Origin of the sequence: Clostridium sp. UBA1652 (genome assembly GCF_002320975.1) — a bacterium.
Lineage (GTDB): Bacteria > Bacillota > Clostridia > Clostridiales > Clostridiaceae > Clostridium_T > Clostridium_T intestinale.
In genome coordinates, this window is the sequence record NZ_DCLI01000039.1 from 72,525 (window position 1) to 87,798 (window position 15,274).

The following is a 15,274-nucleotide window of genomic DNA, read 5'->3' on the forward strand; positions in this document are numbered from 1 at the left end:
ACAAAAAAATAGTGAATATTCACACTATTTTAGTGTACAATAGAATTAAGATACACACTTATAAAATAAATGTGTAGAAAAGGGGCCATAGGAAATGTATCAGTTTTACTGAACGTTATCCTATGGTTTTTTTTATCTGTATTATTACCATATAAGCTATTCCACGAATTACTTACAAAAACTAAGAGAAAAAGAGATAATACAAGAAAAAGATTAATAAATCACTTAAAAAGATATTAAATAACCTATTTAATGGTTAACAATAAGTTGTGATAGAAATATTAATGGGTTATAATGTAATAAAGTAATAAATAGAGGAGAATATAGGATATATGCCCATATACATACAAATCTTAGTGACTGTATTATTGATATATGTGTCAATAATAAATCTAGTTAGCTACAAACTAAGCCTTAAAGATCTTTTCATAATGATATTAGCTGCTGAGCTTATTGCAGTACCTGTAGCTCAAATAGAAGAGTTTTTAGCCATAATTCCAATGATAATAATAACAGGAGCTATTTTATATAAATATGATAAGAACCTTATGATAAGCATAATAATTCCAATAGGGGCAGTGCTTATAGGTGTGGTTGCAGATTATATAGTGAGTAATACCTATATATCCTTATTTGGTATAAATGTAACTAGAGGAAATTTTAATATAGGAGTTGCCTTACTGGAGTTTTTTATATGCATAATGATAAGTAAGGGGATAGGATACTTATTAAATAAAAAAATCAAGTTAACTAATATAAACCTAAAAGGAAAGTATGGAGTACTTATAGTTTTAAGCTTACTACTAACATTAATTATTTTTTATACAAACATTTATTTAGGTAGCAAGGCTGGTTTTAATGAAGATGTATTAAGAGCTAACGGAATTTTATTTTTAACATACTTTATTTTGCTGGGAGTAATTCTTTTTGTTTTAATTAGAAGCTTAACTAAGGAGTTAGAATTTAGAAATAAACAAAAGGAATTTGAGAATCTAAAACAATATACTGAGAGTTTGGAAAAGCTTTATTCTGATATGAGAGTATTTAGACATGATTATATAAACATAATATCATCAATGATTGGATATATAGATAATAGAGATATGGACGGATTAGAAAGACATTTTTATGAAAATATAATTCCTGTAAGTAAAAGTATGCAAAAAAAGGATTTTAAAATTGGAGCAATAAAAAATATCCATATACCAGAGATAAAAGGAATAGTTTCTTCTAAGCTTATAAGAGCGCAGGAATTAGGATTAGATGTTCATGTAGAGGTAGTTGAAAATATAGATGATATAAAAATGAATATTATAGATTTAAGTAGGATATTAGGAATTTTATTAGATAATGCAATTGAAGCATCTAAAGAAAGTTTAGAATTTAAGTTAAAGCTCGCATTTATTAAAACAGAAAAAGCAATAATTATTGTAATCTCTAATAGCTACAAGGAAAAAAATATTTCTCTAAATAAGATATTTAAACCTAATTATTCTACAAAGGGATCAGGAAGAGGACTTGGATTAAACAATTTAAAAAAGATAATAGATGATTATGATAATGTATTTTTAGAGACAAAAATGATAGATAATTACTTTATACAAGAGCTACAAATAACTAATACTTAAGATAAAATCTCTGAATTATTTTTCAGAGATTTTTTTTAAAAGTGACGTTTATTACAGAAATAAGCACGTTTACTGCATAATCAACACAAAATTTTACAAATATGTTACATTAAAATAATATACATATAATAAGATAAGGGGGATATTAATGAAGAAACTGAAAAAAAACCACATAATATTAATAGCTATAGCAGTTATAATTTTAGCAACCAGTATAGGTTTTTATTTATTAAAGAAAAATATGCACACAAATGAGAAGGCAAAAATAAGCACCTATACAATATCATCAGGAGAAAAGGTATTTGTTAATGGTATCATTGGTCCAGAGGGTACTGAAGATATATATCTAGATGCAACAAAAGGAAAAGTAGATAAGGTTTCAGTTAAAGATGGACAAGTAATTAAAAAAGGAGATAACCTGTTTACTTATAAAAATGAGCAGGTAACTGAACAAATTAATCAAATTAATTCTCAATTAAAGGCAAGTAAATCCCAAAGGGAAGAGCTTTTGGCACAAAAAAAGGCTCAAGAAGAGGCTATTAAAAATCAAGCTTTATTAGCAAGTCAAAATCCAACAGAAGATAAAGCTACTAATACATCAAATATTAATAGTAGCCTTGTATCTACAGCTAGTATAGATAGTCAAATAAGTGTGTATGAGGAGCAATTAGCTTCACTTAAAAATAAAGAATATGCAGGTATAAATGCACCTATAGACGGAAGAGTTATACTACATGGCGAGTCTAACAATATGACGAGTCCGTATATAACTATAGAATCTGTTAAATTTTATATTAAAGGAACCGTTAATGAAAAGGATCAACCTAAATTAAAAGAAAATCAACTGGCAGAGATAATAATCCTTCCTACAAACAAAAAAATAACAGGAAAAGTTACTACAGTAGGAAACAGACCAGTAACTAATAATATAGCCATTGCTAATGCAACTGCAGCAACTGCTGGTGCAAATATTTCTAACTATGAAGTAATAATAACACTGGATTCACAAGAAAATTTAACTAATGGATTCCATGTACAAGCTACCATAAGGTTAGATGATAAAGGGGTAGAAATACCTAAAACTTCAATCTTAAAAGAGGGTGAAGAGTCTTATGTTTTCAAGGTTGTAGATAAAAAATTAGTTAAACAAGTTATAACCTACAGTGAAGATGGAGAAAAAGCAAGAGTTACAAGTGGACTATCAGAAGGTGATGAAATAGCAGAAAATCCTAATGATGAAATGAAAGAAGGGATATCTGTTGAGTAAGGTTATAGAGCTTAAGAATATAGATAAATACTATAAGTTAAAAGGCGATAGATTACATGCACTAAAATCTATAAATTTAGATATAGAACAGGGAGATTTCTTAATGATTATGGGTAAGTCAGGTAGTGGTAAGACAACCCTTCTAAATCTTCTTGGTTTTCTAGATAGCTTTGATAGTGGTAATTATATATTTAATGGGAAAGATGTAACTAACTTAAATGAGAATGAAAAATCAGAATTTAGAAATGAATATTTGGGTTTTATATTTCAACAGTTCCACCTTATAGAATCGTTAACTATAGGGCAAAATGTTGAATTACCACTGCTTTATAAGGGAAACATACCCCATAAGGAAAGAGATAAAAGTATAGAAAAATATCTAGACATGGTTGGATTATTAAATAAAAAAAATCAGATACCTACAGAATTATCAGGAGGTCAGCAGCAGCGTATAGCAATTGCTAGAGCTCTAATAAATAACCCCTATGTAATATTTGCAGATGAACCTACAGGAGCCTTAGATAGTAATACAAGCACAGAGATAATGAACATACTTAAAAAGCTTAATGAAGAGAATAAAACCATAATAATGGTTACTCATGATGAGGATCTAGTTAAGTATGCAAATAAAGTAATAAATATAAAAGATGGGGTTATAACAAAGGGGATAGGATATGTCGATAATAAGCTTAATCAAAACAGCGCTCTATAGTTTAAGATCGCATAAACTAAGGGCATTTCTAACCATGATAGGGATAATAATAGGAATAAGTTCCGTAGTAACTATACTTTCCATAGGAAATGGGCTTAAGGCTGAGGTTCTATCATCAGCAGAAGATACAAGTGCAAATAAAGTAAATATGTATTTTCAAGCAGAAAATATTGGAGCTGATACAAGCCTAATAGAACCATTTAATAAAGATGATATATATAATATTCAAAGGATTCAAGGAGTGCAGCAAGTAGAGGCCGCTCAAGGTATTCTAGCAGGGTTAAATTTTATAACTAGTGAAGCAAGTTATTTTGATAAAAGAAATTTTATCATGCTAAATTCATATAAAGATAAAAAGTTAAATATAGAGCATGGAAGAAACTTTAGAGATGGCGAAGAAGATAAGAAATTAATAGTACTAGATAAAAATGTTACTAAAGAGCTGTTTGGTTCTCCAGAAAATGCTTTGGGAAAAGCTATAACAATAGGAGGATATAACTATGAAGTTATAGGAACATTAGCTGAAGCTGGGATGCTCTCATTAGATGGAGGGTCAAGCTACATATCAGAAGAAGCCAAAAAGTCTATGACATCAGAAAGCGCTATAAATGCAATAGACATTTATATTAAACCTAATGAAGATAAAGAGTCAGTTCTTGAAGATATAAAGAAAGAATTAAAGAGTAGCCACCCAAACATACAAGGAACTTATGAGGTGCAAGATCCTCAAGCTATAACAAAAGCTTTTGAGAAAATTATAGATGGATTAACAACATTTATAGCCTTAGTTACTGGAATTTCCTTATTCGTAGGTGGAATAGGCGTAATGAATATAATGTATGTATCAGTAACAGAAAGAAAGCGAGAAATAGGAATAAGACGAGCTATAGGGGCCAAACCTAAGAGTATCATGTTACAATTCCTATTTGAAGCAATAATAGTAACAGGAACAGGTGGGCTTATAGGAATAGGCTTTGGATATATAGTATCCAGGATAGTAGGAGCATTTTTACCATTTACTCCAGTATTAACGGTAAGTAGTTTTATAGGGGCAACTTTAACATCAGTTATTGTTGGAATAATATTTGGTATAATACCAGCCTACAATGCTTCAAAACTAGATCCTATTAAAGCAATATATATGTAAAAAATATAAGGGCAATTACTTGGCGTAGTTAAGTAATTGCCCTTATTATATATGGTTGTAAATTTAGAGGCTATATTAATTGTATGTGTTTACATTTCCATCTTTATCCCCAAAATAAAGATGTTTTTTCTTATATATAAAGAAAGCCATAAGTGCTGGGAGTATCAGTGAGCTTAAAGTTGAAATTTTAAATCCATTCATTATAATAGAATATAAAATATTTATTATTATGCATGTGAAAAATATATAAACTCCTAGTGATTTTTTGGCTAAAATTAAAATGATGCCTAAAACTAAAATTACAATTAATACAATACTAATAATTAAAGTAGGACCACTTAAAGCAGCCATAGCTTCCTCTCCAACAATACTAGAAAACTGATCTTTCATTAAAAGAACAGGAACTAGACCTAATAGAGCAAATCCATAGATAACTAGTTGAATTATAGATACAGTTAATATTCCTGCACCTAAAGTATACCTTTTATAATCTTCCATAAATAAATCCCCCTCATAAATAATCATGAAAATATTATATCAAAGACTAATCAAAAATAGTTAAAAGTGTAATAAACGTTGGAAAAACTGTAATAAACGTTAATGTTTTACCAAAATTATGCTATAATTTATGATGCATGCTTTAAAATAAGTTAGGAGGATTGTGATGCTTAAAATATTTATATGCGAAGATAGTGATATTCAAAGAAAAAGATTTTTAAATATAGTAGAAGATTGTATAGAATTTAGTGATTATAATATGGAAGTAGCATTAGAGACAGGTAATCCTAAAGAGCTTATAAATCATGTACGTAACAATGATGAGATCGGTATATATTTTTTAGATGTGGATCTAAAGTCTGATATAAATGGAATAGAACTGGCTGCGGAAATAAGAAAATACGATCCACGTGGTTTTATTGTTTTCGTAACAACCCATGAAGAAATGAGTTACTTGACCTTCAAATATAAGGTTGAAGCAATGGATTATATAGTAAAGGAAGACTATAAAGAACTTAAACCTAAAATAAGGCAATGTCTAGAAGAGGCCTGTAATAAGTTATCAGATAAAAGAATAGATGATAAAATCTTTAGTGTAAAGGTTGGAGATAAAATAATTAAAATACCTTTCAATAAAATTCTCTTTTTTGAAACATCAACCTTTATAAGAAAAATTGTTTTACACGGAGAAAATAGATATATAGAATTTATTGCACAAATGAAAGATGTTGAAGAAAAGTTAGATTCAAGATTTTATAGATGTCATAAGTCATATATAGTAAACAAGGATAATATAGAAGAGATAGACGTTAAAAAAAGAATAATATATATGAAAAATGGAGAAGAATGTTTAGTTTCTATAAGGCATATGAAGAATTTAATAGGGGATTAGACGCATGTATTAAGGAGACAGAAGATGGACCAATATAGTTCAGTAATTGTAGTTGTACTATATACTTATATAACTATAATTAACTTATCTAATATGAATATAAAGTTTAAAGAAACTATATTTATGGTTTTTATAACCATACTTTTATCAGCAGTATTATTTAAAGTAAATACTAATTTAAAAATAATTGCCTGTATTATTGGGGGAGTGGTATATTTATATAGAAATAGTAGAGATATAATATATAGTATTATGTTTACAGTAGCTTCAATAATTCTAATACTTATAATTGATTATGCTCTTTGTGCTCTACACTATATGATGACTAATTCAGGTGAGTTTGGATTTGTTTTTTATATTTCGGAATTATTAACTATATTTTTTGTGAGCTATTTATTAGGAAAAATAACAAGGAAATCAAAATTAAGATTAATAGACATATTATTAAACTATAAGTTTTGGATATTAATGATTATACCAATAATTTTAATAATAATAAGAGTTTATATGGCGATAGTAGCTCAAGATATAAGGAGTGAACAACTTGAAAAAGTTAATATATTTCTATTCTTTATAACATTTACGCTAATAATTTTAATAATGTATATAGGATTTAGAGGAGTAACAAAAGAAGTAGAATTAAAAAGTAAGCAGATCAATTTTGAAGTTTTACAAAACTATACTACAAAAATAGAAGGCATGTATAGTGATATGAGGGCTTTTAAACATGATTATGCTAACATAATATCATCAATGATAGGATATATAGACGAAGAAGATATGACAGGTTTAAAAAAACATTTTTATGATAATATATTGCCGTTAAGTCAAGAAATAGGAAGAAATGATCTAAAAATAGCTGGTCTGAAAAATATGAGAATTGTAGAAGTTAAAGGGCTATTATCTTCAAAGCTTATAAGAGCTCAAGAAATGGGAATAGAAGTTTTCATAGATATAAAAGAGCCTATAGAAAAAATAGATATGTACATCATAGACTTAATTAGAGTATTAGGAATATTATTAAACAATGCTATTGAAGAAGGAGAAAATAATGACAAGCACATTATTAGGTTTGGGTTTATAAGAGCGGATAATGTGTTAATTATGATAGTATCAAATAGCTGTAGAGAGGATATTCCTCCTATATATAAAATAAATAAGAAGGGATATTCAACTAAAGGTGCAAATAGAGGAATAGGATTAAGTAACTTAAGAGATATATTAGATAAATATAAGTATGTAACTTTAGATACGATTATACAGGATGAAGAATTTATTCAGAAGATAACTATAGAAAATAACTTTGGAAAAGGTAGGTAAATAAAGTGATTAGGGTATTTATATGTGAAGATGATAAGATACAGAGGAGTGATTATAAAAAAGTAGTAGAAAATACTATAGATATAGAAAACTTGGACATGCAATTAGTAGAATGCACAGAAAAACCAGAAGAGATTATAGAATATGTAAAAGATAATAAAGGGGTTGGATTATATTTTCTAGATATAGAGTTAAAAGGACAAAAAATGGACGGAATAAAATTAGCTGATGAAATAAGAAAATACGATCCGTTAGGCTTCATAGTATTCATAACAAGTCATGTAGAAATGAGTTATTTAACATTTAAACATAGAATAGAAGCTATGGATTATATTGATAAATATAAGTTTAATGAGATAAAGGAAAGAATAGCGCAGTGTATATTAGATGCAAATAATAGATATGCATCAAGTAAGACAGATATAAAAATGTTTAGCATTAAAGTAGGTGGAAAGTTAATAAATATTGAACGAGATAGAATTTTATTTTTTGAGACTTTAACTGGAAAACATACGGTAGTATTACATGCGATAGGAAGGCAGTTGGAATTTGTAGGAAGTCTTAATGAGGTAGAAAAGGAGCTAGATGATAATTTCTATAGGTGTCACAAATCCTATATAGTTAATAAAAAAAATATAAGAGAAATAGATGCTAAAGATAAAATAGTACATATGCTAAATGGAGAAGAGTGTATGGTTTCTAGCAGGCGAATTAAGGAACTCATAAATAAGTTAAGTATATAAGCAAAGCAACCAACTGTTTGGTTGCTTTTAATCGTTATGTTTAATGATATCAAAAACAGTACTATCTAATGATATTTCTTCTTATAAATATATTTATATAAGAAAAATGATAGCAAACTTCCTAATAAGGTTGCGATTATATATTTTACATCAAACACCATATTAGAGTAGATTTGTTCAAACTCATAAAACAGAAGACCAAGAGTCATAAATATAATCAGTTTTATTATAACTTTATCTGTTGTATTCTTAATAAAACAGATACCTATAAATATTATACCAATTATATATAAAAAATTTGGTAAGGAATCACTTAACCCAAAATCAAAAATATTATGCTTATATATAAAATATCTATAAGGAATTTTAGATATAAACCCTAACAAACAACTAATTAGAGCAACTGTAAAAAATCTCTTATACATTATTAATCTCTCCTTATTGTTCTGGTGAAATATTTAACAACTTATTTTCTATTTATTTTAACATTAATAGAATATATTTCAAAATAAAGATTTAGTAGATTTACACTCGTTATCCTTAATAACGAGTGTAAAAATTAATTTAAGTTTATGTGTGAAAATTTTAATCAAATATTATGTAATCATTATATTAGTATAAAAGCACATTTCTATAGTAAAAAATTAAAAAACATTACTAAACTAAGTTTTTAATTCTAAAAAACACGTTTAGGAAGAAAAATCAAACGTTTAGGAAAAAATAATATAAAATGCTAATAGTATGATAAACTAGTAGTGTAATAAATCTTATTTACATATAATCCCTAAATAATTAGTTAATAATAGTCTTAATAGTTTTTAAATTTAAATATGAGGTGATATTTTATGAAATTTTTTAATGAGGAAAGACTATATAGAGTAAAAATTATAGAAACATGTCCTATTATGACTTTAATACAATCTATATTTAGTAAAGGGTATTTGCCAAGCAATAAATCCTTTACTAAAGGTAATTTTGGTTATATTCCAGTTGGAATTGAAGGGTGGGTAATTAAAAAATTCAATAAGAGTTATTTTTTACCTGATGAAGCTCAAGAAGGATTAGATTTATTTATACCAGCTAATCAAAGCAATGTATTAATTTCTTATGATAAGATAGAAAAGTACTGTGAAAAATTATAAATTCACAGTACTTTTTTAAAGCTATTAATATATTTTAATAGTATATGATTAGTTAATACCATGAGCATGGTTGTAAACATCTTGATAATAACTAGGTCCCATACTAGTGCCATTATTGTAAAAATTTGAACCAACGTTATACCATGGATCTACTACTGTTCCAAATATTTCCCATGCTGTGTTAAGCCAACCTCCACCGTCTATATTGTTCAATTCTTCTAAATTCAATTCAATCATTTAAAAATCCTCCTTTTATTATATTAATTATTTATAATTAAACTTTTGAGCTCATAAAGTTAATTAACTTAAAGAAGTTATGTAATCATTATAACAATCGAATAATATAAAATTACATTTTTACCCCAAAATATTAAAAAATAGTCATAAACGTAAATTCCCATATTAAAAAAATACGTTTAGGGTAAAAATACAAACGTTTAGGAAATAGTATCTATTAAATGTAATAATTATGTTAAATTTAAAGAGACATTAAATTTTTCATTATAAGTATTGGAGGATAATATGGGAATATTAAAAAAATATGTTTGTATAAAGCAGCATGATATTAAGGATTGCGGCGCTGCTTGTTTAGCTACTATATCTAAGCAATATGGGCTTAAGATTCCTATTTCAAAAATAAGGGAAGTGGCAGGAACAGACAAACAAGGAACATCTGCTTATGGAGTTATTAAAGCAGCAGAAAATTTAGGTTTTACAGCTAAAGGAGTTAAGGTTTCAAAGCCAGAGGATATATTTCAAGATTTTCCGAAACCTGCTATAGCTCATGTAATTATTGATGGTGCTCTTCTTCATTATGTGGTTATACATAAGGTAACTAAGGAAGAAATAATAATAGCAGATCCAGCTAAAGGTATAGTTAAAATGAAACCAGAAGAGTTTTATAAAATATGGACAGGGGTTTTAATTTTAATGGTACCTTCTGCAACCTTTGAAAAAGGTGATGAAACTAAAGGATTATTCCAAAGGTTTTGGGGGCTTATTAAAGTACAAAAGAACCTTTTAATTAATATATTTATATCATCTATTTTAATAACTTTACTTGGAATCATAGGTTCTTTTTATTTTAAGTTTCTTTTAGATGATATATTACCTAATACTTTGGATAATAGTTTATTAGTTATTTCTTTAGCCATGATAGGATTAGCTGTTTTTAAAATTTTAACTGAATTCTTTAGAACTATGCTTCTAATACATCTATCTCAGAATATAGATATACCCTTATTACTTGGATATTATAATCATGTAATTAGCCTTCCTATGAACTTTTTTGGCACTAGAAAGGTTGGGGAAATAGTTTCAAGATTTAATGATGCTAGTAAAATAAGAGATGCAATATCTTCAGCAACGTTAACTTTAATGATTGACACCTTGATGGCTATAGCTGGTGGAGCAATATTATTTAAGCAAAACTCAAAGATGTTTTTCTTGTGTTTTATACCTATAGTCCTTTATCTAATATTGGTTTTTGTGTTTAAAAAACCTTTAGAAGATGTGAATAGAAATACTATGGAGGACAATGCTAAACTAACTTCATATCTAGTTGAATCACTAAATGGTATTGAAACAGTTAAGGCTTTTAATGGAGAAAACAAGGTAAATTTAGAAACAGAGAAAAAGTTTATAAGACTTATAAAAAGTGTTTTTAAGTATGGATATGTTAATAATCTACAAGGCTCTATAAAAGGAACAGTAAAAGGGGTATTTGGGATAGTGGTGCTTTGGATGGGAGCTTATTTAGTTCTAAAAGGAGACATAACAATTGGTTCATTAATAAGCTTTAATGCTTTATTAGCTTATTTCATAGAACCTATAGAAAGACTGATAAATCTTCAACCTACTCTTCAAAGTGCTATGGTAGCAGCTGATAGGTTAGGAGAAATACTTGATCTAGAGGCCGAAAAATCAGTAGATGAGGATAAAAAAATAAATCCAACTACATTAAATGGAGAGATAGTCTTTCAAAATGTGGATTTTAGATATGGAACTAGACAGCTTATTTTAAATGATATAAATATGAAGATAGGTAAAGGAGAGAAAATAGCCTTAGTAGGGGAAAGTGGTTCAGGAAAAACAACTATAGCTAAGCTTCTTATGAATTTTTATCAATGTGAAAAGGGAGAGGTAATCTTAAACTCCTATAATATCAAAGATATAAATAGAGAAGCTCTAAGAGATAAAATAGCATATATTTCTCAAGATGCATTCTTCTTTTCAGGAACAATTAAAGAAAATTTAGAATTTGCAAATCCAGATGCTACCTATGAAGAAATTATAGAAACTTGTAAATACGCTCAAATTCATGAATTTATAAATAACTTACCTACACGATATGATACTATGCTTGAAGAAAATGCTACTAACCTTTCGGGTGGGCAAAAACAAAGATTAGCTATAGCTAGAGCTTTACTTAGAAAACCAGAAATACTTATAATGGATGAAGCTACATCAAACCTTGATTCTATTACTGAAAAAGCTATAGAAAGAACCATAGAAGAGTGTACAAAAAATGTTACTACGGTAATAATAGCTCACAGATTAAGTACAATAATGAGATGTGATAAAATTTATGTAATTGATAAAGGTCATGTAGCTGAGTATGGAACTCATGAGGAATTAATGAATTCTAGAGGATATTATTATAATTTATGGAGTCAACAGATACCAGTTAGCTATGAGGAGGTTGCAGCAACAGAGGGGAGAGATAGTAATGAGATATAGTATAGAAAATCTTAATGATATTACAGATAGTAGAGAAATTATGAATTCTAGACCCAAAGGGTTTACTATGTATATGATGTATATTATTATTTCACTTTTGACTGTCACTATAATATGGTCAGCGGTTGCAGATAAAGAAGTAACTATAGCAGCTAGTGGTATGGTTAGACCAAACAATGAAATAATAAAAGTAGCTAATAAAAGTATGGGAAGTATTACAGAATTGAATATAGCTGAAGGTATGGAAGTTAAAAAAGGAGATAAACTTCTAACTATAGATTCTGAGGATCTTAAGGCTCAGAAAGCCGCATTAGATAAAGCTATAGAAGAGAAAAATTATAGTATAAATAACTATGAGAAACTAAAAAAATCTATTTTAGATAATAAGAACTACTTTGATAATAACAATGCAGTTGAAAAAGAATATTATCAAAAATATACACTTTTTATGTCAAGTCAAAACGATTCTGGAAAGCAAAAAGAGTTAATTCAAAGTCAGGTTGGATCCTTGAATAAAAATATATCAGATTTAAACCTATTGCTAAAATCTATGGATGAAGGAAAAAATTACTTTGATAAATCAAACTCTATGTATTATCAATATAATGATTATTCCTATAATATAAATGATTTAAATAATACAATAAAAAATAATGAAGATAACTTAAATAAATTAAAAAAGCAGGACGGTATACTAGAAGAGCAAATAAAAGCGGCTCAAGCTACTTTAGATAGCAGCAAACAAGCCTTAGAGAAGTATAAAAACAATCAAAGGATGACAGTTTTAAATACTATATCTCAAACAAAACAAAATATTGAACAAGCCAATATAAGTGGAAGTACTAGTAATACTACTAAAGAGCAGTATGTATCTCAAATAGATGATAATATAAAAGCTTTAGAAAATAGTAAAACTGAGATAAATGTTAATATTGAAAGTTTAAAAAGTAAGATTGAAGCTTCAACAGTAAAGGCTGAAAGTGATGGGATAATAAATATAATCAGCGGGGTAAAAGTAGGGGACTATATACAAAGTGGTACAGAAATAGCCTCTATTATTCCAAAAGATAGCTCAAGCTATAAACTTGACATATATATAAAAAACCAAGACTTTGGTAATGTGAAAGAAGGACAAACTGTAAATATAGCATTTGCTGGTTTACAACAAAAAGACTATGGAGTTCTTAAAGGAATAGTTGAAAATATAAGTGCAGACTCAAAAGTAAATCAAAAAGATGGATCAAGCTATTACACAGCGCAATCACATATAGATACTAATTTTTTGACTAACAAAAAAGGGGAAAAGTCAGAAATAAAACCTGGAATGATAGTAGAAGGTAAGATAGTAAATAGGAGAGTATCTTATTTAAGATACTTCTTAGAGAAGATTAATATATTAGAATAAATGAAACTAAGAGCTGTAATAAAATAGAGCTCTTAGTTTTTTTACTTACAGGATTCATTTTTTTATATTCATAAGATCTCTCATCTAATATATAATTTCTCTAGGGTTTTTGGTTAAAACATCCCCAAAAAATTATACTCCAATATATTAGAGTTAGTTAAAAAATACGATAACCGTTTAAAAATAACCAATTAACGTTTTATATTGAAGAGAGGAATTAAGCACTGTATTAAGATCATTAAAAAACATATTTATAAAAAATTTTTGTACAACTGTACAACTGTACAATCGTACATATGTACACCTGTAAATTTGTAAAGCTGTAAAAATGTAAATTTGTACACCTGTACAATTGTACAAGGTTAACAAAATATTGATATATATAATTTATACAAAAACTTTTAATAATTAGAATTTTTTGTCCAATATCTTCAATTAATTTACGAATATATGGTAAAGAACCTTATTAGGAGGAAGTAATATGAATAAAGAAATAGCAAAACTGCTAAATGAAAACACTTATGATGAAGATGAGATAGAAAGTTATATGAACTTTTCTGATATTGATGACAACAGTTTAAATAGGATAACAAATGATGTTAGGACAAGAATAGCTAGAGGAGGGCTTAAGAAAAGTGGATTACGTGCCCAAGAAATGTTAGAGCAAGGTGAATTTATAGAGAAGACTATTAAAGGTACGGATATAGATGTTTTAGAGGATTCAATGATGATAAACATGATAGCTAAAATACCCTTTATGTCTGGTGATGGCTACTCTTTTAATAGGTTAATGTTTTGCACAAATAAGAGAATTATGATAACTTCAGCAAATTATTATAACAACCCATTTGTAACAGAGAGTTATTTAAAAGAAGAAATCAAAAAGATAAGTTTAGGTAAAAAGGTTAAAAGGCAATTTAGACTTAAAAGGTTGCTTGAAAGTAATTTAAGTTTAACAAAAGCTCTTATAACACTTGTAGCTGCGATACCGTTTTTGTTTTCAATAGGAGTTGCAGGAGGTACGTTAGCCGTTGGAATATATTTTGCTACAAAGTCTGAAGTTTTAGCATTGCTTGGTTTTTATAGTGCTATATTAGGTCTTGGATATATTGTAATAGTAAGACCTAAACTTATCACAGAAGTTTTATTAGAAACTAAGGATGGTAAAAGTTATGATGTAATTATTAGAAACGAGGATTATAAGGAAATCCATGAGTATTTAAACACTTTTCTAGTTAGGGGGGAGGAGTTTGACAGAGAGAGATATAGTCACAGGTATACTAAATAGAAAAGAAGATGCTTTGGAAGAGCTTAAAAATAATTATGGACGCCTTCTTTATGGTGTTATAAATAAGATATTATCATCTTTTTGCGGGGTAATGGATATAGAAGAGTGTTTTAATGATGCGCTTATGAGCATATGGGAAAATATTGATTGTTATGATGAAACTAAAGGGGAACTCAGAAATTTTCTAATATCTGTAGCAAAATTTAGAGCTTTAGATTATAAGAGAAAAATAAGTAAGCAGAAAATAAATCTTGAGTTAAAAGATGAGATATATAAAGACCAGGATAACATTCAAATAGATGATGAAGGTTTTTACGAACTTATAGAGAATTTAAAAGAAAAGGATAAAGTTATATTCGTAAAAAAATATTTGCTGGATGAGTCTGTAGAGAAAATAGCTAAAGATATAAATATGGCTAAAGATACAGTATACAAACGGTTAATAAGAGGAAGAGAGAAAATAAAAGAATATATTGAGAATTAGGGAGGGGTG

General features: G+C 27.8%; 15 protein-coding genes. 12 read left to right on the top strand and 3 right to left on the bottom strand.

What is annotated here, in order from left to right:
• Positions 1-332: 332 nt before the first annotated feature.
• The 4 genes from B3N22_RS06770 to B3N22_RS06785 all read left to right on the top strand — a co-directional run bounded on the left by B3N22_RS06770 (position 333) and on the right by B3N22_RS06785 (position 4,754).
• On the top strand, positions 333-1,628 hold the full coding sequence (locus B3N22_RS06770; RefSeq protein WP_286905698.1) for a sensor histidine kinase: 1,296 nt from the start codon (positions 333-335) through the stop codon (positions 1,626-1,628).
• 148 nt (positions 1,629-1,776) lie between these two features.
• Positions 1,777-2,895, top strand: a complete 1,119-nt coding sequence (locus B3N22_RS06775; protein WP_286905700.1) for an efflux RND transporter periplasmic adaptor subunit — start codon at positions 1,777-1,779, stop codon at positions 2,893-2,895.
• A complete protein-coding gene (locus B3N22_RS06780; protein ID WP_337250876.1) occupies positions 2,885-3,607 on the top strand; it encodes an ABC transporter ATP-binding protein in 723 nt (240 codons plus the stop codon). The genes B3N22_RS06775 and B3N22_RS06780 overlap by 11 nt, the downstream gene beginning before the upstream one ends.
• A complete protein-coding gene (locus B3N22_RS06785) occupies positions 3,570-4,754 on the top strand; it encodes an ABC transporter permease (protein WP_238905270.1) in 1,185 nt (394 codons plus the stop codon). The genes B3N22_RS06780 and B3N22_RS06785 overlap by 38 nt, the downstream gene beginning before the upstream one ends.
• Before the next feature lie 75 nt (positions 4,755-4,829).
• Here B3N22_RS06785 and B3N22_RS06790 read toward each other — a convergent pair whose 3' ends face one another.
• Positions 4,830-5,252, bottom strand: coding sequence for a hypothetical protein (locus tag B3N22_RS06790; RefSeq protein ID WP_073021706.1), 423 nt, complete (start codon positions 5,250-5,252; stop codon positions 4,830-4,832).
• A gap of 166 nt (positions 5,253-5,418) precedes the next feature.
• Between B3N22_RS06790 and B3N22_RS06795 the strand changes: the two genes are divergently transcribed.
• From B3N22_RS06795 to B3N22_RS06805, 3 genes are read left to right on the top strand one after another with little or no spacing between them, the layout of a single operon-like run.
• A complete protein-coding gene (locus B3N22_RS06795) occupies positions 5,419-6,144 on the top strand; it encodes a LytR/AlgR family response regulator transcription factor (protein WP_073021705.1) in 726 nt (241 codons plus the stop codon).
• Positions 6,145-6,168: 24 nt separating this feature from the next.
• Positions 6,169-7,464 (top strand): sensor histidine kinase, encoded by a 1,296-nt coding sequence (locus B3N22_RS06800; protein ID WP_286905707.1) that lies wholly within the window; start codon positions 6,169-6,171, stop codon positions 7,462-7,464.
• Between the two features lie 5 nt (positions 7,465-7,469).
• Complete coding sequence (locus B3N22_RS06805; RefSeq protein ID WP_286905709.1) at positions 7,470-8,207, top strand: LytR/AlgR family response regulator transcription factor; 738 nt, start codon at positions 7,470-7,472, stop codon at positions 8,205-8,207.
• Between the two features lie 65 nt (positions 8,208-8,272).
• On the opposite strand, the gene B3N22_RS06810 is transcribed toward B3N22_RS06805, so the two are convergent.
• Complete coding sequence (locus B3N22_RS06810; RefSeq protein WP_286905711.1) at positions 8,273-8,632, bottom strand: hypothetical protein; 360 nt, start codon at positions 8,630-8,632, stop codon at positions 8,273-8,275.
• Positions 8,633-9,052: 420 nt separating this feature from the next.
• Here B3N22_RS06810 and B3N22_RS06815 point away from each other — a divergent pair, with 420 nt between their 5' ends.
• Positions 9,053-9,349, top strand: coding sequence for a hypothetical protein (locus tag B3N22_RS06815; protein ID WP_286905713.1), 297 nt, complete (start codon positions 9,053-9,055; stop codon positions 9,347-9,349).
• 48 nt (positions 9,350-9,397) lie between these two features.
• On the opposite strand, the gene B3N22_RS06820 is transcribed toward B3N22_RS06815, so the two are convergent.
• Complete coding sequence (locus B3N22_RS06820; protein WP_286905715.1) at positions 9,398-9,586, bottom strand: hypothetical protein; 189 nt, start codon at positions 9,584-9,586, stop codon at positions 9,398-9,400.
• A 285-nt stretch (positions 9,587-9,871) separates the two neighbouring features.
• Between B3N22_RS06820 and B3N22_RS06825 the strand changes: the two genes are divergently transcribed.
• The 4 genes from B3N22_RS06825 (at position 9,872) to B3N22_RS06840 (ending at position 15,265) form a co-directional block, all read left to right on the top strand.
• Positions 9,872-12,088 (top strand): peptidase domain-containing ABC transporter, encoded by a 2,217-nt coding sequence (locus B3N22_RS06825; protein WP_286905717.1) that lies wholly within the window; start codon positions 9,872-9,874, stop codon positions 12,086-12,088.
• Complete coding sequence (locus tag B3N22_RS06830; protein WP_286905719.1) at positions 12,078-13,493, top strand: beta-barrel domain-containing protein; 1,416 nt, start codon at positions 12,078-12,080, stop codon at positions 13,491-13,493. The genes B3N22_RS06825 and B3N22_RS06830 overlap by 11 nt, the downstream gene beginning before the upstream one ends.
• A gap of 481 nt (positions 13,494-13,974) precedes the next feature.
• Positions 13,975-14,781 carry a hypothetical protein gene (locus tag B3N22_RS06835; RefSeq protein ID WP_286905721.1) on the top strand — a complete coding sequence of 269 codons (807 nt, stop codon included), beginning with the start codon at positions 13,975-13,977 and terminating at the stop codon, positions 14,779-14,781.
• Positions 14,744-15,265 carry a sigma-70 family RNA polymerase sigma factor gene (locus tag B3N22_RS06840; protein ID WP_286905724.1) on the top strand — a complete coding sequence of 174 codons (522 nt, stop codon included), beginning with the start codon at positions 14,744-14,746 and terminating at the stop codon, positions 15,263-15,265. Before B3N22_RS06835 ends, B3N22_RS06840 begins: the two co-directional genes overlap by 38 nt.
• The last annotated feature ends 9 nt before the right edge of the window (positions 15,266-15,274 follow it).